Source organism: Mycobacterium sp. 852002-53434_SCH5985345 (assembly GCF_001667155.1).
Lineage (GTDB): Bacteria > Actinomycetota > Actinomycetes > Mycobacteriales > Mycobacteriaceae > Mycobacterium.
On the sequence record NZ_LZIE01000092.1, the window covers coordinates 40,282 to 60,712 of the forward strand.

The window sequence follows — 20,431 nt, forward strand, 5'->3', positions numbered from 1 at the left end:
GTGCCGCGGACCACCCGGGTGGCGGGGCTCACACTGCATCGTCACCACGCAAAAATGGCAGGTGGCAAGTTATCGTTAGGTGGCCTGGCAACTAACGCGTCGTTGCGTTGCGAATTGTGGAAGATGCCGTTCCCCCGAGCTGGAGGGGCTAGTTGGAGCTATTACTGCTGACCTCGGAGCTGCATCCCGACCCGGTCCTGCCGTCGTTGTCGCTGCTTCCCCACACCGTCCGCACGGCACCGGCGGAGCCGTCCTCGTTGCTCGAGGCTGGGACTGCGGACGCCGTGCTGGTGGACGCGCGCACCGATTTGTCGTCGGCCCGTGGCCTTTGCCGGCTGTTGAGCACCGCGGGCCGGTCGGTCCCCGTCTTGGCTGTCGTGAGTGAAGGTGGTCTGGTGGCGGTCAGCGCCGACTGGGGGCTGGACGAGATCCTGCTGCCGAGCACCGGGCCCGCCGAGATCGACGCCAGGCTGCGGCTGGTGGTCGGGCGCCGCGGCGGGCTGGCCGACCAGGAAAGCGCCGGCAAGGTGAGCCTGGGTGAGCTGGTGATCGACGAGGGCACCTACACCGCGAGACTGCGGGGCCGCCCGCTCGACCTGACCTACAAAGAGTTCGAGTTGCTCAAGTACCTCGCCCAGCATGCCGGGCGGGTATTCACCCGCGCGCAGCTCCTGCACGAAGTCTGGGGATACGACTTCTTCGGCGGCACCCGCACCGTGGATGTCCACGTGCGTCGGCTGCGCGCCAAACTCGGCCCCGAATACGAGGCATTGATCGGCACCGTCCGCAACGTCGGCTACAAAGCCGTCCGGCCTGCACGTGGCCGCGCCCCGATCGCCGACGCCACTGACGACGAAGCCGCCGCCGACGTCGAGTCCGACTCGGAGGAAATGCAAGAACCCCTGGGCGACCCGTTGCGCAGTCAGTGACCGCGCCCGAGTGGCGCTCGGCGCTGACCGCGGACGAGCAGCGGCAAGTGCGCGAACTAGTCACGGCGACAACGGAATTCGATGGGGTGGCGCCCGTCGGTGAACAGGTGCTGCGCGAGCTCGCGCACGATCGCACCGGGCATCTGCTCATCACCGAGACCGACGGGACCGTCGGTTACCTCAATCTCTCGCACGACGCAGAAGCCGCGATGGCGGAACTCGTCGTGCATCCGCGGGTCCGCCGGCACGGCTTCGGGACGGCGCTGGCGCGTGCGGCCCTGGCCGAGACCGGCGGACGGAACCGGTTCTGGGCGCACGGCACACTCGAGCCGGCCCGGGCCACCGCCGACGCGCTGGGCCTCGTCCCGGTACGCGAATTGCTGCAGATGCGCCGCACGCTGCGTGACACCCACGACTTGGTCCGGCCCGTTCCCGGCGTGCGGGTCCGCACCTACGCGGGAACGGCCGACGACGCTGAACTGCTGCGAGTCAACAACGCCGCCTTCGCCGACCATCCCGAACAGGGCGGCTGGACCGAAACGCAGCTGGCCGAGCGGCGCAACGAGCCGTGGTTCGACCCGGACGGCTTGTTCCTCGCTTTCGGCGTCTCCGAAACCGATCAGCCGGGCAAGCTGCTGGGCTTCCATTGGACCAAGGTGCATCCCGATCAACCCGGCCTGGGGGAGGTCTACGTCGTGGGCGTCGACCCGTCGGCGCAGGGGCGGGGTCTGGGACAGATGCTGACGGCCATCGGGATCGGGTCGTTGGCGCAGCGGCTGGCCGGGGCGGCCGAACCGACCGTGCTGCTCTACGTGGAGTCGGACAACGTCGCCGCGGTGCGCACCTACCAGCGCCTGGGCTTCACCACCTACAGCGTGGACACCGCCTACGCCGTCGCCTCCGACTGACGGACGCGTGGGCGCGAACCGAATGCGCGGGATGCGGCAGCGCATATTTTCGCGACGACCTGGCAACCTGTTGGGAGATGGCCGGCGAGGCACACGCGGGCCCGTAGGGGGCAGGAAGCTAGATCGGTGAGGCTCGACAGGGGTGGTGGCAGAGCGCTGGCGGTGCTGGCGGTGGTGGTCGCAGTCGGTATCGGCGCATTGACCGGCTGTGGCAGCGACCAGAACCACCGCGACGCTTCGGCGGCAGCCGTCTCCGGGCCCACCGGCACGGCGGGATGCAGCGGCAAAAACAAGCTGACGGCGGAAGGCTCGACGGCCCAACAAAACGCGATGGCGTTGTTCAACCAGGTCTGGGGCCAGTACTGCCCGGGCAAGAGCGTGTCGTACAACCCGACCGGTTCGGGCGCCGGCCGCGAGCAGTTCATCGCCGGCCACGTCGACTTCGCGGGCGCCGACTCGCCGCTGGCCTCCGATCAGATCGGTCCGGCCGCCGCACGATGCGATGGAAACCCGGCGTGGGACTTGCCGCTGGTGTTCGGGCCGATCGCGTTGGTCTACAACCTGGCCGGAGTGCCGGCATTGGTGGTGAGCAGTGACGCGTTGGCCAAGATCTTCAGCGGACGGATCACCGCCTGGAATGACCCCATCCTGGCGGCCCTCAATCCCGGCGTCGTGCTGCCCGATACCAAGATCGCACCGATCTACCGGACGGACTCGTCGGGAACGACCGACAACATGCAGAAATATCTGACGGCCGCCGCGCCGCAGAGCTGGACCAAAGGCGTGGGCACCGAATTTCAGGGCGGGGTGGGCGAAGGCGCCATGAAGTCGGCCGGCGTCGTCCAGGCCGTGCGGGCGACGCCGGGCGCGATCGGATACGTCGAGAAGGGCTTCGCCGACCAGGGCGGTATGCCGTACGCCCAGATCGCCACCAATAAGGGCGTCGCGGTCCCGCTCACCAACGAGACGGCCGGGAATGCGGTGAAGGCTGCCAACTTCGTGGCCGACGGCAACGACCTGGTGCTGGACCTCAACTCGATGTACCGCTCCCAGGAACCGAGTGTCTATCCGCTGGTCCTGGCGACGTACGAGATCGTGTGTTCGAAGGGCTCCGACCCGGACACCTCCGGCGCGATCAAGTCGTTCCTCACGGTCGCCGCCGGCAGCGGGCAGACCGAGCTTCCCTCGGCCGGCTATGTCCCGCTGCCCGATAGGGTCAAAGAGCGACTGGTTGCCGCGATCAACGCTCTGCAGTGACCAATCGGCCCCGCGCTTAAGGAGCGAGTGAACTGTGCTGGGATCACAGTGACTACGCCAAACCCGATCGACGCCGGCTCGGGCGCGACCGTTGCCGCGCCGTTCCCGGAGGCGCCGACGATACCGATCAACCCATGGGGTGATGCGCGCCCCCACGTCGGGGATCGCGCGTTCCGTTGGCTGGCCAAGAGCTCAGGCTTGCTGATCGTCGTCGTCATCGGTGCAATCGGCGGCTTCCTGCTGCTGTGGGCCATCCCGGCCCTGAGGCGCGATCGGGAGAACTTCTTCAGCTACGGCGGCAACTGGATCACCACCGACACCTCGGCCATGCACTTCGGCATCTCCGACCTGCTGAAGGTCACCATGTTCGTGTCGGCGTTCGCGTTGATCCTGGCCATGCCCGTCGCGCTGGGCGTCGCCATCTTCGTCACGCAGTACTCGCCGCGCCGGGCCGCCGCCTCCTTGGCCTACGCTGTCGATCTGCTGGCGGGGGTGCCGTCCATCATCTACGGCGTGTGGGGCCTGCATGTGCTGGCGCCGCAACTGCGACCCGTGGCCACCTGGCTGAACCACTCCCTGGGCTGGTGCTTCCTGTTCGCCGACGGCAACGCGTCGGTGGCCGGCGGCGGCACCATCTTCACCGGCGGCATCGTCCTGGCGGTGATGATCCTGCCGATCATCACCGCCGTCACCCGCGAGGTGTTCGTCCAGACACCGCAGGATCAGGTCGAGGCCGCGCTGGCCCTCGGCGCCACCCGTTGGGAGGTGGTGAAGACGATCGTGCTGCCGTTCGGGCGGTCGGGATACATCAGCGCAGCGGTGCTGGGACTGGGCCGCGCGATGGGCGAGACGGTCGCGCTGCTGATCATCTTGCGCGGAACCCAGGCGGCGTTCGGCTGGTCGCTGTTCGACGGCGGCTCCACCGTCGCGACCAAGATCGCGGGGACCGTGGCGCAATTCAACGACCAATACAAGGCCGGCGCGTACATCGCGGCGGGGCTGGCGCTGTTCGTGCTCACCTTCCTGGTCGATGCCCTGGCGCGCGGCGCCGCCTCCAGAACCAGATGGGGCGCCGGGCGATGACCTCGATGTTGGACCGCCCGCTGAAGCCGCGCACGTTCGCTCGGCCGAGCCGGCGCCGCCGGGTCGCGGATCATGTTGCGATGGTGCTTGTTTCGCTGTCGATGGTGATTGCGGTGACGCCCCTTCTGTTGGTGCTCTACTCGGTGATCGCCAAGGGCTTCAAGGCGATCGCGTCGACCGTTTGGTGGACTCACTCGCAAGCGGGCATGACGGCCTTCGTGGCCGGCGGCGGCGCCTATCACGCGATCGTCGGCACCGTGTTGCAAGGAGTGGTATGCGCGCTGATCTCCATCCCGATCGGCCTCATGCTCGCCATCTATCTGGCCGAATATGGGGGCGGCACCCCGCTGGGGAGGCTGGCCACGTTCATGGTGGACGTCCTGAGCGGAGTGCCCTCGATTGTGGCGGCGTTGTTCGTTTACGCGCTGTTCGTGGCGACGTTGGGCCTTCCTCGCTCCCAGTTCGCGGTGTCCCTCGCGCTGGTCCTGTTGATGCTGCCGGTGATCGTGCGAGCCACCGAGGAGATGCTGCGGATCGTCCCGGTTGACCTTCGCGAGGCCAGTTATGCGCTGGGAATCCCGAAGTGGAAGACGATCGTCAGGGTCGTGCTTCCCACCGGGGTGTCCGGCATCATCACCGGCATCATGCTGGCGGTGGCCAGGGTGATGGGCGAGACGGCCCCATTGCTGATTCTCGTCGGTTACTCGCAATCTATGAGCTTCGACATCTTCAGTGGATTCATGGGGACGCTACCCGGCATGATGTACAACCAGACCAGCGCCGGCGCCGGCGTGAACCCGGTCCCCACGGATCGGTTGTGGGGTGCCGCCCTAACCCTCATCCTGGTGATCGCCACCCTCAACATCGGGGCCCGAGTGACAGCGAAGTTTCTTGGCGCCAGAAAGTCATAGGCAGGAGCACTAAGTGGCAAAGCGGTTGGACCTCAAAGCCGTCAACATCTACTACGGTTCGTTTCACGCGGTAGGGGATGTGACGCTGTCCATCCTGCCCCGCAGTGTGACCGCGTTCATCGGCCCGTCCGGCTGCGGCAAGACGACGGTGCTGCGCACGCTCAACCGGATGCACGAGGTGGTCCCCGGCGGCCGGGTTGAGGGCAGCGTGCTCCTCGACGACGAGGACATCTACGGCGCCGGGGTCGACCCGGTCGGCGTGCGCCGGGCGATCGGAATGGTGTTCCAGCGGCCGAACCCGTTCCCCGCCATGTCGATTCGCGACAACGTGGTGGCGGGTTTGAAGCTGCAGGGCGTGCGCAATCGCAAGGTGCTCGACGAGACCGCTGAATACTCGCTGCGCGGCGCGAACCTGTGGGACGAGGTCAAGGACCGGTTGGACAGGCCGGGCGGCGGATTATCCGGCGGCCAGCAGCAGCGGTTGTGCATCGCGCGGGCGATCGCCGTGCAGCCCGACGTGCTGCTCATGGACGAGCCGTGCTCCGCGCTGGACCCGATCTCGACGATGGCCATCGAGGAGCTGATCAGCGAGCTGAAGCAGGACTACACGATCGTCATCGTCACCCACAACATGCAGCAGGCGGCGCGAGTCAGCGACTACACCGCGTTCTTCAACCTGGAAGCCGTCGGAAAACCGGGGCGGTTGATCGAGGTCGACGACACCGAGAAGATCTTCTCCAACCCGAGCCAGAAGGCGACAGAGGATTACATCTCCGGCCGCTTCGGCTAGCCCGGCCCCGGTTTCGCTTACTGCGAGGTGGGTTTCGTTTCTTCTTCGGGCAGCTTGCCGGTCGCCTGGAAGATGACGCGCCTGGCCACTTCGACCGCGTGGTCGGCGAAGCGCTCGTAGAACCGGCCCAGGAGCGTCACGTCGACGGCGGCCGCCACACCGTACTTCCATTCGCGGTCCATCAGCACCGAGAACAAATGGCGGTGCAGGTCGTCCATGGCGTCGTCCTCTTCGCGGATCCGGGCGGCTTTCTCCGGATCGCGTGACATCACCACTTCTTGCGCGCTGTTCCCCAATTCGACTGCAACCCTGCCCATTTCGGCGAAGTAGCCATTGACCTCTTCGGGCAGCGCGTGCTGAGGATGCCGACGTCGGGCGATCTTCGCGACGTGCAGGGCCAGCGCGCCCATCCGGTCGATGTCGGCCACCATTTGAATAGCGCTCACGATGGACCGCAGATCACCGGCGACCGGCGCCTGCAAGGCCAGTAGCACGAAGGCGCTTTCCTCGGCTCGGGCGCTGAGGGTGGCGATCTTCTCGTGGTCCGAGATCACCTGTTCGGCCAGCACCAGATCGGCCTGCAGCAGGGCTTGGGTGGCCCGCTCCATGGCGATGCCCGCCAGCCCGCACATCTCGCCGAGCCGCTCGGATAACTCCGAGAGTTGCTCGTGGTAGGCGGTCCGCATATCGCCAAGCCTACGTTCTCGGCTGAGAAAAAGAGCGGTGGAGCGCCGCCAAAGGCGCTTACTCGCAGGTGGTGTCGGCGGCGTTGGTGACGGTCAGGTCCTCGGGCAGCTTGGCCGGCGCGCTGCCCGAGCCGCGTTCGATCTGCAAGCTGATCGACGAGCCGCTCGGTTGGGGAGTGGCGACCGACTTGAAGTCGGGTCCGAGCACCACCTGAACGACCTGCCCGTAGCCGGACACTCGCTGCACCTTCGCATTGGCGAAGGAAGACGCCACGGTCGCCGCCGCCTGCTCGTTGCCGGGCGAGAACAACACCGTCGTCGTGTTCACTGAGCTCGGGTAGTCGTCCGGCGTCATCACGTTGAAGCCGTCCCGCTTGAGCTGGGTGGTCGCGGTGGCCGCGAGGCCGCTCTGGGTCGTCGCGTTGGAGACGCGCACCGTGACATCACCGGGTGTGGTCGTGGTGACCTGCTCATGCCGGGCCTCGGGCGCCGCGGTAGGGGCGGGTGCCTTCTTGGTGGCGGGTGCCTTCGTCTGCCCGCCGGACTTGTCGTCAGAGGTCCCGAGATTCTTTGCGTTCTGGTCGTTTTCCTCGGGCAGCGGATCGTCGTTGATGATGGCGTCGAACAGCGCCCGCATGTCGGCCATGCGCGGCGGTTCGTCGCCGTTCTGGTCGGTGACGCCGGTCGGCACGGTGACGAACGTGACGTGCCCGGCCGCCATGCCTTGCAACGACTGACCGAGTTGGATCAAATCCTTCGACTGCACGTTGTCGACGACGGTGTCGCTGATGAACATGTTGACGACATTGTTGAGCTTGTTCAGGTCGAGCAGCGTGTCCTCGGAGATCAGCGAGCGCAGCAGCGAGGACAGGAATAGCTGCTGGCGTTTGATGCGGCCGTAGTCTCCGTTGGTTTCGGTGGTGACCTGACGGGCTCGCACGTAATTCAGTGCGGTCGAGCCGTCCAGGACCTGGCGGCCGCCGTGGTCGAGCACGGTGCCCAGCTCGTAGTCGTGCAGCGCGGTTTTCGAGCACACCTCCACACCGCCCAGCGCGTCGACCATTTTGGCGAACCCCGCGAAGTCGACGGCGATGAAGCGGTTGATGCTCAGACCGGATAGCTTCTGGATCTCCTTGACCAGACACTTCGGGCCGCCGAAGGCGAATGCCGAGTTCAGTTTGGTCTCGGTGTAGATCATCTTCGGACCCCAGGATTTGGTCTTTGCGTCGTAGAGGGGCCCGTACTTACCCGTCTCCGGGTTCCACGCCTCGCACTGCATCGGGGTGATCGCCAGGTCGCGCGGGAACGACACCGCCACCACGCGTTTGCGGTTTGCCGGAATGTTGACCAGCATCACGGTGTCCGACCGGGCGCCGTCCGCGTCGTCGGTGTTACCGGCGCCCATGTTGGCGTTGTCGCCGGCGCGCGAGTCGAGGCCGACGATCAGGAAATCTTCGTCCCCGTACTGGCCGTTGCGGTCGCGGATGTCGCTGGAGTCCTGCTCGAGAGCGTTGATCGTGTTGAGCCGGGCATTCTTCGACGTACTCCATTGCCACGCCCCGCCGGTCATGGCCAGGGTAAGCGCCGCGAGCACCGCGGCCACCGCGCGCGCGGCCAGCAGCATCGGCCGGCGGCGGCGCCGGGGCGTCCGCCGCTGGGCGTCCGAATCTTCGCCGGATACGGGTCCCTGGCCGCTCGGATATTCGGCGGCGTCGAGGTCGGGGAGCTCCGAGACCGCGTCGAGCGAATAGGCCAGGTCCTCGATCACCTGGGTTTTCTGCAGCTCCACCGGCAGGTCCGATTCGGCTTGGGCCGGTTCGATGGCGGGTTCGACGTCCGGCTCGGCGCGGCGGTGAGTGGACCGGCCGGTCGAAGGGGCACCGAGTTTCGCGATCAGGTCGGCGACGCTGACTCCGCCCGCCGTATGGGATCCGGATTCTTCGTCGTCGGCGGCCCGGGATTGGATGGGCTCGACCGCACTCTCGGTCTGCCAGAGGTGCCGACTGTAGTCAGCCGGCGGCTCGGAGAACCGCTCCCAGGGGGCGGCGCCAAGCGCAGCGCGTCGGGCGTCGCGAGTGGCGTCGTCCTCGGCGTCACTCATGTCTTACCGGCCTCCGAAGCTCTGATGCGGATGTCAGCGTATCCGTGCGCAATGTCGGCCCAGCGCCTGGCGTATCCGCGCAGCGGTCATGCCACCCGTGGGTCGCACTCCTTTGTCGCGCTCGGGCGGCGGCGCGTTACCGATCCGCCGCAGCAACGCGCAATGCAGCAAGGTCCACATCGTACTGAGTTATCTGCCCGGACGCGATTTCGCGCGGTCGATCAGCCTCCGGAGTGCATCACGTCGGCGCCGGCCGGCACAGTGCAGTCGTCCGGGTCGGTGAGCCAGCCTTCGGGCAGTGCCACCCGCGCGGGTGAGCCCTGCCGGCCCCGGGGGCCGCTCGCTGCGTCCGGGAAGGGCACGGTGCCGTCCAATTGGCTTAGCAGCGAATCGAGTTCGTCGAGCGTCTTGACCATCGCCAGCGCTCGGCGCAGCTCCGAGCCGGCCGGGAAGCCGTGCAGGTACCAGCCGATGTGCTTGCGGATGTCGCGCATCCCCTTGTCCTCGCCGAAGTGCGCGGCCAGCAACTGCCCGTGCCGGCGGACGATGCCCGCTACCTCGCCCAACGTGGGCGGCACGGGGGCCGGGCTGTCGGTGAATGCGGCCGACAGTTCGGCGAAGAGCCAGGGCCGGCCCAGGCAGCCGCGTCCGATCACGACGCCGTCGCATCCCGTGCTGGCCATCATCGTCAGGGCGTCGCTGGCGTCGTAGATGTCACCGTTGCCCAGCACCGGGATCGTCCGCACGTGCTGCTTGAGCAGGGCGATCTGCTCCCAGTCTGCGGTGCCCGAGTAGCGCTGCGCCGCCGTGCGGGCGTGCAGCGCGACCGCGGCGGCACCCTCCATTTCGGCGATGCGGCCGGCATCGAGATGCGTGTGGTGCTCGTCATCGATGCCGACGCGGAATTTGACGGTCACCGGGATGTCGGTGCCTTCGGTTGCGCGCACGGCCGCCCCGACGATCTGCCCGAACAGCCGCCGCTTGTACGGCAACGCGGCCCCGCCGCCGCGTTTGGTGACCTTGGGCACCGGACAGCCGAAATTCATGTCGATGTGGTCGGCCAAGCCCTCGTCGGCGATCATCTTGGCCGCGGCGTACGTGGTCGCCGGATCGACCGTGTAGAGCTGCAACGAGCGTGGCGACTCGTCCGGCGCGAAGGTGGTCATGTGCATGGTGACCGGATGCCGCTCGACGAGCGCGCGCGCCGTCACCATCTCGCAGACATAGAGCCCGCTGACGGTGCCGACCTTCGACTGCTCGAGTTCACGACACAGCGTCCGAAACGCGACGTTGGTTACGCCCGCCATCGGTGCCAGCACCACCGGGCTGGCGAGCGTGATGGGCCCGATGCGCACCGCGTGGTTACCGCCGGCTCATGGTCAGCGTGCCCGCGGTCTGGTGCAGCTCGAGCGCGGTGGTCCTCTTGCCGGTGCGCGCTTCCCGGTCGAGCTGACGCTGCTTCGAGATCTCGAACTTCTCGCAGGTTTGCTCAAGCTCCTTGATCAGCAGCGCAAGGTCGTCGCGCATTGCGGCCGCCTCTCCGGTGAAGTCCTCACGCTCGAAGATGCGCCACTTCTTCAGCACCGGCATGACCACGTCGTCGAGGTGGATGCGCGGGTCGTACACGCCGCCCACGGCGATGAGGACGGCCTTCCGGCGGAACTCGGGTACCTGGTAGCCCGGCATCTGGAAGTTGCGCAGCACCTTGTGCAGCGACTTCATCGCCTGGTTGGGGGCCGCGGTGAACCCGGCGTCGCTGACATCGCGGTAGAAGATCATGTGCAGGTTTTCGTCGGCCGAGATCTTGGCCAGCAGCTGGTCGGCGATCGTCTCGTTGCACGCCTTGCCCGTGTTGCGGTGGGAGATCCGGGTGGCCAGCTCCTGGAACGTCACGTAGATGACCGAGTCGAACAGGCTCTCGGCAAACAGGTCGGCTCGAATCTGCTGGTTCTGGCCCGGGCTGAAGCCCCGGTTCACCACCTCGATGCGCAGCTTCTCCAGCTCGATCGGATCCACGGCGCGGGTCACCACCAGGTAATCGCGCAGCGCGATCCCGTGCCGGTTCTCCTCGGCCGTCCACCGGTTGACCCACTGGCCCCAGGGGCCGTCCAGGCCGAAGTTCATCGCGATCTCGCGATGGTACGAAGGGAGGTTGTCTTCCGTCATCAGGTTCTGCACCATCGCCACCTGGGCGAGGTCGGACAGCTTGCTCTGCTCAGGTTCCCAGTCCTGACCCCCGAGCGCGTAGAAGTTCTTGCCGTCCGACCACGGGATGTAGTCGTGCGGGTTCCAGTCCTTATGCATGCTCTCGTGCCGGTTGAGGTAGGTCTCGACGAACGGCTCGAGCTCGTGCAGCAGCTGTAGGTGTGTCAGCTCGGCTGACATAAGGCCTCCAGTTATCTGTGTCGACGGGTAGCAGTCAATATATCTGTGTACATCAGTAGCATCAAGCTGCCCGGCCGCCCCCGCGGTAACGGTTAGATCCCATATTTTGCGCTTCTCGCGGCCAACAAGTTCATCTTTTACGAGTTGCCGGCGCGGCGCGGCCGATAAACAGGTTGGTCGCACTTACCCCAGGTCGGGGGCGGGCACGTACGGGGCCGCCGTGATGTAGAGGATGTCGACGCAGTAGTCGATGAATTGTTTGCGCGTCGCGCCGAGCCGGCCGTTCAGATACGCGGTGAACAGGCTGGACAGGCCGCCGACCAAGCTGGTGGCGATCATCTTCTGCAGCACGGGATCGCCGATCCGCGACAACTTGCGCTGCAGCAGTTCGATGAAGTTGGGCATCCACTCCGCACCCGAGCGCGTCAATACCGGCTCGACCGCCGGTGCCAGCAACAACACGCGCCCGCGGACCGGGTCGTCGACCATCAGCTCGACGAACCTCTCGACGGCCTCCCGCGGGGTATTCGCGGAGGTGAGTGTGTTCATTGCGCGCGTACATACGTCGTCGTAGACCGCGCGCACGAATTCGTCTCGATCCGAGAAGCTTTCGTAGAAGTAGCGTTCGGTCAACGCGGCCTTGCGGCACACGGCACGCACGGTCAACGCCGGTCGGCTGTCGCTGCCGAGCAATTGCACCCCGGCGGCGATGAGGTCGTCGCGGCGGAGGGCAAGGCGATCCCCCAAGGGGACGCCGGTCCAACGGCCCCGTCGTTGACCGGACTGCACATCGCTCCTAAGCTTGAAACTGACAACGCATGTAGTCAGTTTTGCAGATACCTACAGGAACCCAATAGTGCCTCAACATACGTCCGGACCCCGTCCGCTGACCAGCGACGTCGTGCGCGACGCTGCAACCACGGCGGACTCGTCGGCCGGTGTAGCCGGCGGCTGCCCGGTGTCGCCCCTCGGTTACGACGCGCCACCAGTCCCGCTCGGCCCCGAATCGCTGACCTGGCGGTACTTCGGCGACTGGCGCGGCATGCTGCAGGGCCCGTTCGCGGGATCCATGCAGAACATGCACCCGCAGTTGGGCGCCGCTGTGGAGCAACACTCGACGTTCTTCCGGGAACCGTTGCCGCGGGTGATGCGGTCGCTGTACCCGATCGGTGGGGTGGTCTTCGACGGAGACCGGGCTCCGACGACGGGTGCCGAGGTCCGCGACTACCACACCGACATCAAGGGCGTGGATGACCAAGGGCGTCGGTACCACGCGCTCAATCCCGACGTCTTTTATTGGGCACACAGCACGTTCTTCATGGGCACAATCCTGGTGGCCGAACGGTTCGGCGGCGGTCTGACCGAAGCCCAAAAGCGCCAACTCTTCGACGAACACATTCAGTGGTACCGGATGTACGGCATGAGCATGCGTCCGGTGCCGAAGACCTGGGAAGAGTTTCAGGTCTACTGGGACCACATGTGTCGCAACGTGTTAGAGGACAATTACGCGACGCGGGCAGTGCTCGATCTGACCATATATGACAAGCTGCCGATCGCTCCGTGGCTCCCGGATTGGCTGTGGGGCGGCCTGACCAAGCTGTCACGGCCGTTCTTCGTCTGGCTTACCGTCGGCTTCTATCACCCGGCCGTTCGCGAACGGTTGGGCTTTCAGTGGACCGACCGCGACGAGTGGTTGCACCGACGCTTCGGCAACATGGTGCGGCTGATCTTCGCCGTTGTGCCGCCCAGGTACCGCAAGCACCCGCGAGCCCGTGCCGGCCTCGACCGCGCATCCGGGCGCATCCCGGCCGACGCGCCGCTGCCGCAGACGCCGGCACGCAATCTGCCGCCGCTGGACAAGCGCGGCGATCCCATGCACTACTGCCCTGGGGTTTAGCGCCCTCTAGTGCGGGTGACCGTGCACATCCTCCAGACCCGCCTGGTGCACGTGCTGATGGCTGTGCTCGGTGCCGTCGGCGTGGCCGTGGGAGTGCTCGTGCTGGACGTGGTCGTGCTCGTGCGCGGTGTGCGTGTGCGTGTGCGCATGAGTGACGTCGCCGTGCTCGTGTTCGTGCGCGTGCGGCGTGTCATGGGTGTGCTGCTCGGTCATGGTGTGCTCCTTGGGTCAAAAGCGTTGTGCCGATCCCTTATTCACTTGGTGCCGCTGTCCCGCCGGCCCGGCAAGGGCGCTGATTCGGCGACGGCCTTCAGCCCGCCGTCCGTGCGGTGATGACCGGGCACGCCCGGACCCGCATGCTCGGCGTTGAAGACCGCGTCCATGACGAGCTGACGGACGTGGTCGTTCTCGAGGCTGTAGAAGATGGTCGTTCCCTCCCGGCGGGTGCGGACGAGGCGCGCCATTCGCAGCTTCGCCAGATGCTGGGAGACCGACGGCGCCGGCTTACCCACGTGCTCGGCGAGTTCGTTGACCGACATCTCGCGGTCGGTCAGCGACCAGAGCACCTGCACGCGGGTGGCGTCGGCCAGCATCCGGAAGACCTCGACCACCAGACTCGCCTGATCGTCCGGCAGCCGGCCTTCGCTACTACCTGCATGCATACGCAAATAATATTCAAGTTCGGCGGCGCTGCCAACGGCTGCCTTCTCAGGGTGACGGGACGACCGTGGACCGGCGCTGACCCCCGTTGCGCTCGTTCCAGAGCCGGTAGACGTCCACCGCGCCTTCTTGCGGCTGGTAGCGCATGGGCAGGCGCCGCCGGTCCCAACTCTTGGCGAATTCGTCGTAGAAGGTGGACACCTCGAAGTACTTGCGGTCGTCGAGGTAGTACCGCTCGTAGGCCTCGCGGGTGATGAGGAAGACGACTTCCTTGGGTGAGCAGTAATACAGCGAGCCGAGGCACATCGGACACGGATGGGCCATCACGTAAATCGTGCAGTCGACCAGGTGCTCGGTGCCCAGCTTCATACACGCCTCCCGGATGGCCAGGATTTCCGCGTGGGCGGTCGGGTCGCTCGTCTGTGCCACTTTGTTGGCGCTCTCGGCGAGGACTTCGGAGTCTTTGACGATCACGGTCGCGAACGGCCGACCGCCCTCCGCGACGTTGCGCCGGGCCAGGTCGATCGTCCGCTGGGCGAAGTCGGTCATAGGCCGGAGGGTAGTCCCGCGGGCTTTGAGGATCAGTCCTGCGATACTGACTAGGTTGTCTATTTAATTTGGTCGGGATGAGGAGCACCATGGCGCGCACCGATCGTGATCGTTGGGATCTGGCGACGAGCGTCGGTGCGACGGCGACGATGGTCGCCGCCCAGCGGGCCCTGTCCTCCGACGCGAAGCTGATCGACGACCCCTATGCGGCGCCGCTCGTGCGCGCCGTCGGGATCGACGTCTACGTCCGGCTGGTGAACGGCGAGATCCCGGCCGGTGGGGCTTCCGAGTTCGATCCGCACCGGATGGCGCGGGGGATGGCGTGTCGCACAAGGTTTTACGACGACTTCTTCCTGGACGCAACGCGGAGCGGAATCGGCCAGGCGGTGATCCTCGCGTCGGGGCTGGATGCGCGCGCCTACCGCCTGCCGTGGCCGGCGGGCACCGTCGTCTACGAGGTCGACATGCCGGAGGTCATCGAGTTCAAGACTCTGACTCTGGACGATCTGGGCGCCGTGCCGACCGCCGAGCGGCGCACCGTGGCCGTCGATCTGCGTGACGATTGGGCCACGGCGTTGCGCGATGCCGGATTCGATCCGCAGGTCCCCTCCGCGTGGAGCGCCGAGGGTCTGTTGGTGTATCTGCCCGAGGCGGCCCAGGACGCGTTGTTCGACAACATCACCGCGCTGAGCGCCCCCGGCAGCCGCCTGGCCTTCGACTTCGTGCCTGACACCGCCATTTTCGCCGACCCGCGCTGGCGGGCGCACCACGACCGGATGAGCGAGCTCGGCTTCGAGGTCGACTTCAACGACCTCGTCTATCACGGCGAGCGCAGCCACATCGTCGACCACCTCGACCAGCGCGGCTGGCGGACCTCGTCGCAGACGGTCGCGGAACTGCACGCGGCCAACGGCTTTGTCTACGCCGACGATGAGGTCGCCCAAGCCTTTGCCGATGTCACCTACAGCAGCGCGGTGCTCGGGCGCTGAGCGCCGATCGACGCGGCCAACTAGCCGCTTTGGTGCCCCCACTAGGACTCGAACCTAGGACCTGCGGATTAAAAGTCCGTAGCTCTACCAACTGAGCTATAGGGGCCGCGGAGATTCAGGATACTTGGGCCCGAAAGCCGGCTCGTTTGAGGATTGGGCACACAGTGACCTAAGCTGACGTGGCTCCTAACGAAACCACGTTGCGAGTACCCCGGAGTGATTCGGTTCTGGCCCCCATCGTCTAGTGGCCTAGGACGCCGCCCTTTCACGGCGGTAGCACGGGTTCGAATCCCGTTGGGGGTACGCGACGCGGTGACGCGGAGCAGCAGCAAGGCCCTGTGGCGCAGTTGGTTAGCGCGCCGCCCTGTCACGGCGGAGGTCGCGGGTTCGAGTCCCGTCAGGGTCGCCAACTCGGCGAGGCACTACATGCCTTCCGGCCAGGTAGCTCAGTCGGTACGAGCGTCCGCCTGAAAAGCGGAAGGTCGGCGGTTCGATCCCGCCCCTGGCCACCAGTCTTGAGGACAGGGAATTGTCCTTTAAGCCACCGCGTTGAATCCGGCACGCTCTCGGTGCCGGGACTGCTAACCCACATACTTGGCGGTGTCACGGGCCGTCGGCGCTTGCGTCCGCAGGATTGCTCGATGGGCGGACCCTGACCTCGTGGCCGGGCATCCGCGACGACCTGGTAAAGGTCGGCGCCACCTGGCTCGACCGGGAGGTGGTGCGCGACCGGAACGTCGTCCCGAGTCGGGCGCCACAGGACACACCATCGTCTTGGCCGACTGGACGGATAAAGATTCGTTCCACCCGTACCCGTATGCGCGCTGCGACGGTGAGCAGCAAACATCATGCTTGCTGGGCTGCAGCGCGGGTACTCGTCTGAGCACGATGACAGTGAAATCCGACCTGCGCACTGATGAAATCGACTCATGTGTGCGCGTTTACGGGACGCGGGTCCACAATCTGCGTGGTGTCGACGTCGTAGCGCCCCGCGACGCGCTGGTCGCGTTCACCGGGATCTCCGGATCCGGCAAATCGTCATTGGCGTTCGGGACCATCTATGCCGAGGCCCAGCGTCGCTACTTCGAATCCGTCGCCCCGTACGCCCGTCGGTTGCTGCTGCCAGCCGGCGCGCCCAAGGTGGATGACATCACGGGCCTACCGCCCGCCGTGGCATTGCAGCAGCGCCGCGGTTCGGCAACGTCGCGGTCGACGGTCGGCACCGTCACCACCCTGTCGAACCTGCTGAGGATGTTGTTCTCGCGCGCCGGAACCTACCCTCCGGGGGCCACTGAACGACTGGACTCCGATGCGTTCTCCCCGAACACCGCGGTGGGGGCGTGTCCCGAATGCCACGGATTGGGGCGAATTCATCGGGTGACGGAGGAGTCACTTGTACCTGACCCGTCGCTGACCATCCGTGAAGGCGCCGTCGCCGCATGGCCGGGCGCGTGGCAGGGCCAGAACTTACGTGACATCCTCATCACGTTGGGGTACGACATCGACAAGCCATGGCGGAAACTGCCCAAGCGTCAACGCAATTGGATTCTGTTCACCGATGAGCAGCCAACGGTCGAAATTGACCCGCGCCAGCACCCGGTGCAGGCCGACTATTACTACAACGGGACGTTCTCCAGTGCCGAGCGCCACGTCCGCCACACGTTGGCCAATTCCCATAGCCCGATGATGCGCCGTCGCGTACTGCAATTCGTCGACACCGTCGAATGCCCGGTATGCGACGGTTCCGGGCTGCGACCGGAAGCGCTGAAGGTAACATTCGCCGGGCACACCATCGCCGACTACGCGGCAATGCCGCTGGCCGATCTTGCTGACACGTTGCGCCCGACGGCTTCTCGGACCGATGCCGCCCCCGCGTACGAGTCAACGGAATCGGGCGAGTTGACAGAAGTGGCGACGATGATCGCCGCCGATCTGGTCGCACGCCTTCAGGTACTCGTCGACCTCGGCCTCGGCTACCTCACGCTTAGTCGCCGCACCCCGACAGTGTCACCGGGCGAATTGCAACGGTTGCGGCTGGCCACCCAACTGCGCGCCGGGTTGTTCGGCGTGCTTTACGTGCTCGACGAGCCGTCGGCCGGGCTGCACCCAGCGGACGCCGAACCGCTGCTCGAGGTGCTCGATCGCCTACGGCGCGCCGGCAATTCGCTATTCGTGGTCGAGCCCGACATGAATGTGGTACGCCGTGCCGATTGGGTCGTCGATGTCGGACCCGGGGCCGGGGAGTTTGGCGGCAGTGTGCTCTACAGCGGGCCGGTGCCGGGTCTCGCCGACATCGAGGGATCGGTCACTCGCAGGTACCTCTTCGATGGGGCCAGGCCGCCGCCCCGTGAACCGCGGACGCGGTCCGGGCAGTTGCGACTGCGCGGGATCTGCTTCCACAATTTGCGCGACCTCGACGTGGACCTGCCGCTTGGTGTGTACACCGCGGTCACCGGAGTGTCCGGTTCCGGCAAGTCAACGCTCGTCGTCAAGGTCCTCGGCGACGTTGTGCACAGCCATCTCGGTACGGGACGCGCAGCCGAGCCGGGCGAATCTGGTAACGACGAAACCGACACCGAGATCGTCGATCTCGATCACGACGCGAGCATCGGCGTGACGGCAGAAGGTGTCGAGGAGATCAATCGGCTGGTATCTGTCGACCAGCGCCCGATCGGACGCACGCCGCGCTCGACGCTGGCGACCTACACCGGCTTGTTCGACGCCGTGCGCCACGAATTCGCCGCGACTGCCAAGGCTCGTCGGCGCGGTTGGACAGCGGCCCGGTTTTCGTTCAATGTGCCCGAAGGGCGGTGTCCCACCTGTCAGGGGGAGGGGTTCGTCTCCGTCGAATTGTTGTTTCTGCCGGGCACATACGCCACCTGCCCGGCGTGTCAAGGAGCGCGTTACTCGGACGAGACACTCGAGGTGCGGTACCGCGATCGCACGATCGCCGACGTGCTCGCGATGACCGTCGACGAGGCCTCGGGCTTTCTTGCCGACGTGACGAAGGCGGCGCGGAGCTTGACTACGTTGCGAGACGTCGGACTGGGGTATCTCCGTCTCGGACAGCCCGCGACCGAGCTATCAGGTGGCGAGGCGCAGCGGATTAAGCTCGCCTCCGAACTCCAGCGACCGCGCCGAGGGCATACCCTCTACGTCCTCGACGAGCCGACGACCGGGCTTCATCCCGCAGATGTGGATCTGCTCGATCGTCAACTGCACCGCCTGGTCGATACGGGCAATACCGTGGTGGTGGCCGAACATGACATGCGGATGGTCGCGGGTGCGGACTGGGTGATCGACCTAGGGCCTGGAGCCGGCAGCGACGGTGGACAGGTTGTCGCGGCGGGCACGCCGAATGAGGTTGCACGTACGAAACACAGCCGAACGGCGCCGTATTTGGCGAAGCAGCTGATGCCGTCTCCTACTCGGTGAAAACCTTGTCGGTTTTGACGAAAACCACTCGTAGCCACGGCCAGGCGGGCTGTCGCCGGTACCGCTACGAGCCCACCTTCCTACTGCGCGGGCTTACCGAGTTGCACATCGAATTCACGCCGGTGGGCTGAGCACCGGAATCAACAACCGCGACGACGAGCGCACGGTGTTCAGGCTGGAGGTGCCGACGCTGGCATGCCGGAAATTCATGATCGCCGGCGTCGACGGGTCTTGGTCGTCGCTGGTGAGCGTCAGCCGAATGCGGTGGTCCGCCTTGAAGCGGCGTGCGTTGGGAACCAACGGGATTCGATACTCGATATCCTCTCCCGGCGGCACCGCTTGCGGCGTGCGGCAGGGCAGCACCGGCGCACCGGGCCGGCTGGACGCGTCGTCGACCTCCCGCAGGCTGGCGCGCAACCAGCCCGCGGTCACGTCGGTCGTCTTCCCGTCGGGCGCCACGTCCTGCAGCGTCGCGATCCACGCGGTGTCCATCGCCGTCGCCGAGGCCACCAGCCGCAGCTCGATATCACCGACCACATCGACGTCCTGGCTCAGCGGCTCGCTGGTCCACACCAACAGCGACGGCGGATCGATCTCGCTGGCTTTGACGCGGCCCAGACCTGACCCCAGGACCATGAATTCGCGACCTCCCGGCTCGCCCTCGTCCGCATCCAGACCGCCGTCGGCACGCAGGGCCAGCTCACGATGCAATGCGTTCGGCGGCCAGGAGTCGGCCGTTCGCCACTCGTCGGCGCCTGGCAAGAAGTAGCGGATCGGCGGCCCGTCGGTGATCCCGGTGTCGCGGCCCTTCAACCAGTGGTCATACCAGGCCAATGCCTCAGTGTGCATGCTTTCCCATGGCCAGGTCAGCCCGAACTCACCGAGCATCCCCATTCGCACACACCCGTTGTCCGACAACGCGTTCCAGGCGGCGAAGGTCGACGGCAGGTGCAGCGGCACGTTCTGCCAGTCGCACCCCAAGTAGACCGGGATGTCGATTTCCTTGAGCAGTGGCAGCAGGTTTCGTTCTTCCCACCACTCGTCGCGCGTCGGGTGCTTGACCGCCGCCTCCTGCCATAGTTCGTCCCACGGGTGGGGGTTGTGGGGCAGCCTGAGCAGTTGGCGCAGCATGGTGACCGCCGCCTCGCCGTTCATGGTCTCGAACTTCTTGTGTACGCCCGGACTGTTGAGGACGCGCCGCGCCAACCCGACTGGCTTGCTGCGCCACAGCTTGTCGCTGCGGTCGGAGGTCAGGCCCATCATGGCGAGAAACGGGGTGATGAACGACGAACTCAACAGCCCGTGGTGGTTGGCGCCCTCGTACAGGTCGCTCGTCACGGCAAGGGGAAAGATCGCTTTGAGGTGCGGCGGCCGCTCGACGGCCGCCTCGAGTTGGGTCATCGCGAAATAACTGATGCCGATCATGCCGACGTTTCCGTCGCACCACGGCTGCGCCGCAACCCACTCCACCAGGTCGTGCACATCCCGGCGTTCCTGCGCGTCGAAGAAGTTGAACGTGCCCTCGGAGCCGCAGGTGCCGCGGAGGTTGGCGATGACGTGCACATAGCCGCGCGGTACCCAGAAGTCCGTCTTGCCGGCCTCGATGAAACCCGCCGGGGCGCCGAGGTCCTGCATCTGCCGCGGATATGGCGAGGCGGCCAACAGCGCCGGGAACCGGCCGTCGGCATCGGGCCGGTGCACGTCGGCCAAAAGCGTTGCGCCGTCCCGCATTCTGATCGCGGTATTGATGTCGGTGCGCGACGCGTATCGCGGCTCGCTGAGGTTCCGGTATTCCCGACCGGTGGTCTGCGGGCCGTTGAGAATGGTCATAGTTTCACGCTACGTTGAAAC

Annotated in this window: 19 protein-coding genes and 4 tRNA genes; 13 read left to right on the forward strand and 10 right to left on the reverse strand. The window is 66.2% G+C overall.

The genetic code is table 11. The features are described 5' to 3' along the window. The first annotated feature begins 152 nt into the window (after positions 1-152). The 6 genes from A5756_RS23180 (at position 153) to pstB (ending at position 5,878) form a co-directional block, all read left to right on the forward strand. On the forward strand, positions 153-929 hold the full coding sequence (locus A5756_RS23180; protein WP_066957923.1) for a response regulator transcription factor: 777 nt from the start codon (positions 153-155) through the stop codon (positions 927-929). After that, positions 926-1,837 (forward strand): mycothiol synthase, encoded by a 912-nt coding sequence (gene mshD, locus A5756_RS23185; RefSeq protein ID WP_066957925.1) that lies wholly within the window; start codon positions 926-928, stop codon positions 1,835-1,837. The genes A5756_RS23180 and mshD overlap by 4 nt, the downstream gene beginning before the upstream one ends. Positions 1,838-1,963: 126 nt before the next feature. Beyond that, positions 1,964-3,094, forward strand: a complete 1,131-nt coding sequence (gene pstS / locus A5756_RS23190; RefSeq protein WP_066957927.1) for a phosphate ABC transporter substrate-binding protein PstS — start codon at positions 1,964-1,966, stop codon at positions 3,092-3,094. Between the two features lie 48 nt (positions 3,095-3,142). Next, positions 3,143-4,177, forward strand: coding sequence for a phosphate ABC transporter permease subunit PstC (pstC, locus tag A5756_RS23195; RefSeq protein WP_369828740.1), 1,035 nt, complete (start codon positions 3,143-3,145; stop codon positions 4,175-4,177). Beyond that, the gene (pstA, locus tag A5756_RS23200) at positions 4,174-5,088 is read left to right on the forward strand and encodes a phosphate ABC transporter permease PstA (RefSeq protein WP_066958061.1); all 915 of its coding nucleotides are present in this window, start codon (positions 4,174-4,176) and stop codon (positions 5,086-5,088) included. Before pstC ends, pstA begins: the two co-directional genes overlap by 4 nt. Positions 5,089-5,101: 13 nt before the next feature. After that, the gene (gene pstB, locus A5756_RS23205; RefSeq protein ID WP_046186002.1) at positions 5,102-5,878 is read left to right on the forward strand and encodes a phosphate ABC transporter ATP-binding protein PstB; all 777 of its coding nucleotides are present in this window, start codon (positions 5,102-5,104) and stop codon (positions 5,876-5,878) included. A gap of 17 nt (positions 5,879-5,895) precedes the next feature. Here the strand turns inward: pstB and phoU are convergent, their stop codons facing one another. The 5 genes from phoU to A5756_RS23230 all read right to left on the reverse strand — a co-directional run bounded on the left by phoU (position 5,896) and on the right by A5756_RS23230 (position 11,839). Next, the gene (gene phoU, locus A5756_RS23210) at positions 5,896-6,564 is read right to left on the reverse strand and encodes a phosphate signaling complex protein PhoU (RefSeq protein WP_066957929.1); all 669 of its coding nucleotides are present in this window, start codon (positions 6,562-6,564) and stop codon (positions 5,896-5,898) included. A 58-nt stretch (positions 6,565-6,622) separates the two neighbouring features. Then, positions 6,623-8,665: an LCP family protein gene (locus A5756_RS23215; protein WP_066957931.1), complete on the reverse strand. Its 2,043-nt coding sequence runs from the start codon at positions 8,663-8,665 to the stop codon at positions 6,623-6,625. A 221-nt stretch (positions 8,666-8,886) separates the two neighbouring features. After that, positions 8,887-10,020 (reverse strand): tRNA dihydrouridine synthase DusB, encoded by a 1,134-nt coding sequence (gene dusB, locus A5756_RS23220; protein WP_066957933.1) that lies wholly within the window; start codon positions 10,018-10,020, stop codon positions 8,887-8,889. Positions 10,021-10,027: 7 nt separating this feature from the next. Continuing rightward, entirely contained in the window at positions 10,028-11,050 is a 1,023-nt protein-coding gene (locus A5756_RS23225; RefSeq protein ID WP_066957935.1) for an acyl-ACP desaturase, read from the reverse strand. Between the two features lie 183 nt (positions 11,051-11,233). Next, the gene (locus A5756_RS23230) at positions 11,234-11,839 is read right to left on the reverse strand and encodes a TetR/AcrR family transcriptional regulator (protein WP_066957937.1); all 606 of its coding nucleotides are present in this window, start codon (positions 11,837-11,839) and stop codon (positions 11,234-11,236) included. Between the two features lie 67 nt (positions 11,840-11,906). Here A5756_RS23230 and A5756_RS23235 point away from each other — a divergent pair, with 67 nt between their 5' ends. Beyond that, complete coding sequence (locus tag A5756_RS23235) at positions 11,907-12,947, forward strand: oxygenase MpaB family protein (RefSeq protein ID WP_082960075.1); 1,041 nt, start codon at positions 11,907-11,909, stop codon at positions 12,945-12,947. A gap of 6 nt (positions 12,948-12,953) precedes the next feature. Here A5756_RS23235 and A5756_RS23240 read toward each other — a convergent pair whose 3' ends face one another. The 3 genes from A5756_RS23240 to A5756_RS23250 are packed head-to-tail and all read right to left on the reverse strand — an operon-like array spanning position 12,954 to position 14,156. Further along, positions 12,954-13,160 carry a zinc transporter Slc39a7 gene (locus A5756_RS23240; RefSeq protein WP_066957939.1) on the reverse strand — a complete coding sequence of 69 codons (207 nt, stop codon included), beginning with the start codon at positions 13,158-13,160 and terminating at the stop codon, positions 12,954-12,956. 41 nt (positions 13,161-13,201) lie between these two features. Continuing rightward, positions 13,202-13,609 carry a metalloregulator ArsR/SmtB family transcription factor gene (locus tag A5756_RS23245; protein ID WP_082960076.1) on the reverse strand — a complete coding sequence of 136 codons (408 nt, stop codon included), beginning with the start codon at positions 13,607-13,609 and terminating at the stop codon, positions 13,202-13,204. A gap of 46 nt (positions 13,610-13,655) precedes the next feature. Beyond that, positions 13,656-14,156 carry a nucleoside deaminase gene (locus A5756_RS23250; protein WP_066957941.1) on the reverse strand — a complete coding sequence of 167 codons (501 nt, stop codon included), beginning with the start codon at positions 14,154-14,156 and terminating at the stop codon, positions 13,656-13,658. Positions 14,157-14,245: 89 nt separating this feature from the next. Between A5756_RS23250 and A5756_RS23255 the strand changes: the two genes are divergently transcribed. After that, complete coding sequence (locus A5756_RS23255) at positions 14,246-15,145, forward strand: class I SAM-dependent methyltransferase (protein ID WP_066957944.1); 900 nt, start codon at positions 14,246-14,248, stop codon at positions 15,143-15,145. Positions 15,146-15,175: 30 nt separating this feature from the next. Here the strand turns inward: A5756_RS23255 and A5756_RS23260 are convergent. Then, positions 15,176-15,251: transfer RNA gene (locus A5756_RS23260), tRNA-Lys, on the reverse strand. Between the two features lie 124 nt (positions 15,252-15,375). On the opposite strand from A5756_RS23260, the gene A5756_RS23265 reads away from it, so the two are divergent. The 5 genes from A5756_RS23265 (at position 15,376) to A5756_RS23280 (ending at position 18,580) form a co-directional block, all read left to right on the forward strand. Beyond that, positions 15,376-15,448: transfer RNA gene (locus A5756_RS23265), tRNA-Glu, on the forward strand. Between the two features lie 29 nt (positions 15,449-15,477). Continuing rightward, positions 15,478-15,554: transfer RNA gene (locus tag A5756_RS23270), tRNA-Asp, on the forward strand. A gap of 26 nt (positions 15,555-15,580) precedes the next feature. After that, a tRNA-Phe gene (locus A5756_RS23275) sits at positions 15,581-15,657 on the forward strand. A gap of 41 nt (positions 15,658-15,698) precedes the next feature. Then, positions 15,699-16,028, forward strand: coding sequence for a DJ-1/PfpI family protein (locus A5756_RS25695; RefSeq protein ID WP_082960077.1), 330 nt, complete (start codon positions 15,699-15,701; stop codon positions 16,026-16,028). Positions 16,029-16,033: 5 nt separating this feature from the next. Beyond that, entirely contained in the window at positions 16,034-18,580 is a 2,547-nt protein-coding gene (locus tag A5756_RS23280; protein ID WP_066957946.1) for an excinuclease ABC subunit UvrA, read from the forward strand. A 114-nt stretch (positions 18,581-18,694) separates the two neighbouring features. Here A5756_RS23280 and A5756_RS23285 read toward each other — a convergent pair whose 3' ends face one another. Then, complete coding sequence (locus tag A5756_RS23285; protein WP_066957948.1) at positions 18,695-20,410, reverse strand: CocE/NonD family hydrolase; 1,716 nt, start codon at positions 20,408-20,410, stop codon at positions 18,695-18,697. Positions 20,411-20,431: the final 21 nt, after the last annotated feature.

Excerpts from the sequence above, each read along its gene's own strand:
- A5756_RS23285 (WP_066957948.1), bottom strand. The coding sequence starts at position 20,410 with ATGACCATTCTCAACGGCCCGCAGACCACCGGTCGGGAATACCGGAAC.
- A5756_RS23245 (WP_082960076.1), bottom strand. The coding sequence starts at position 13,609 with ATGCATGCAGGTAGTAGCGAAGGCCGGCTGCCGGACGATCAGGCGAGT.
- A5756_RS23225 (WP_066957935.1), bottom strand. The coding sequence starts at position 11,050 with ATGTCAGCCGAGCTGACACACCTACAGCTGCTGCACGAGCTCGAGCCG.
- A5756_RS23215 (WP_066957931.1), bottom strand. The coding sequence starts at position 8,665 with ATGAGTGACGCCGAGGACGACGCCACTCGCGACGCCCGACGCGCTGCG.
- pstA (WP_066958061.1), top strand. The coding sequence starts at position 4,174 with ATGACCTCGATGTTGGACCGCCCGCTGAAGCCGCGCACGTTCGCTCGG.
- A5756_RS23255 (WP_066957944.1), top strand. The coding sequence starts at position 14,246 with ATGGCGCGCACCGATCGTGATCGTTGGGATCTGGCGACGAGCGTCGGT.
- A5756_RS23250 (WP_066957941.1), bottom strand. The coding sequence starts at position 14,156 with ATGACCGACTTCGCCCAGCGGACGATCGACCTGGCCCGGCGCAACGTC.
- A5756_RS23240 (WP_066957939.1), bottom strand. The coding sequence starts at position 13,160 with ATGACCGAGCAGCACACCCATGACACGCCGCACGCGCACGAACACGAG.
- A5756_RS23280 (WP_066957946.1), top strand. The coding sequence starts at position 16,034 with ATGACAGTGAAATCCGACCTGCGCACTGATGAAATCGACTCATGTGTG.
- phoU (WP_066957929.1), bottom strand. The coding sequence starts at position 6,564 with ATGCGGACCGCCTACCACGAGCAACTCTCGGAGTTATCCGAGCGGCTC.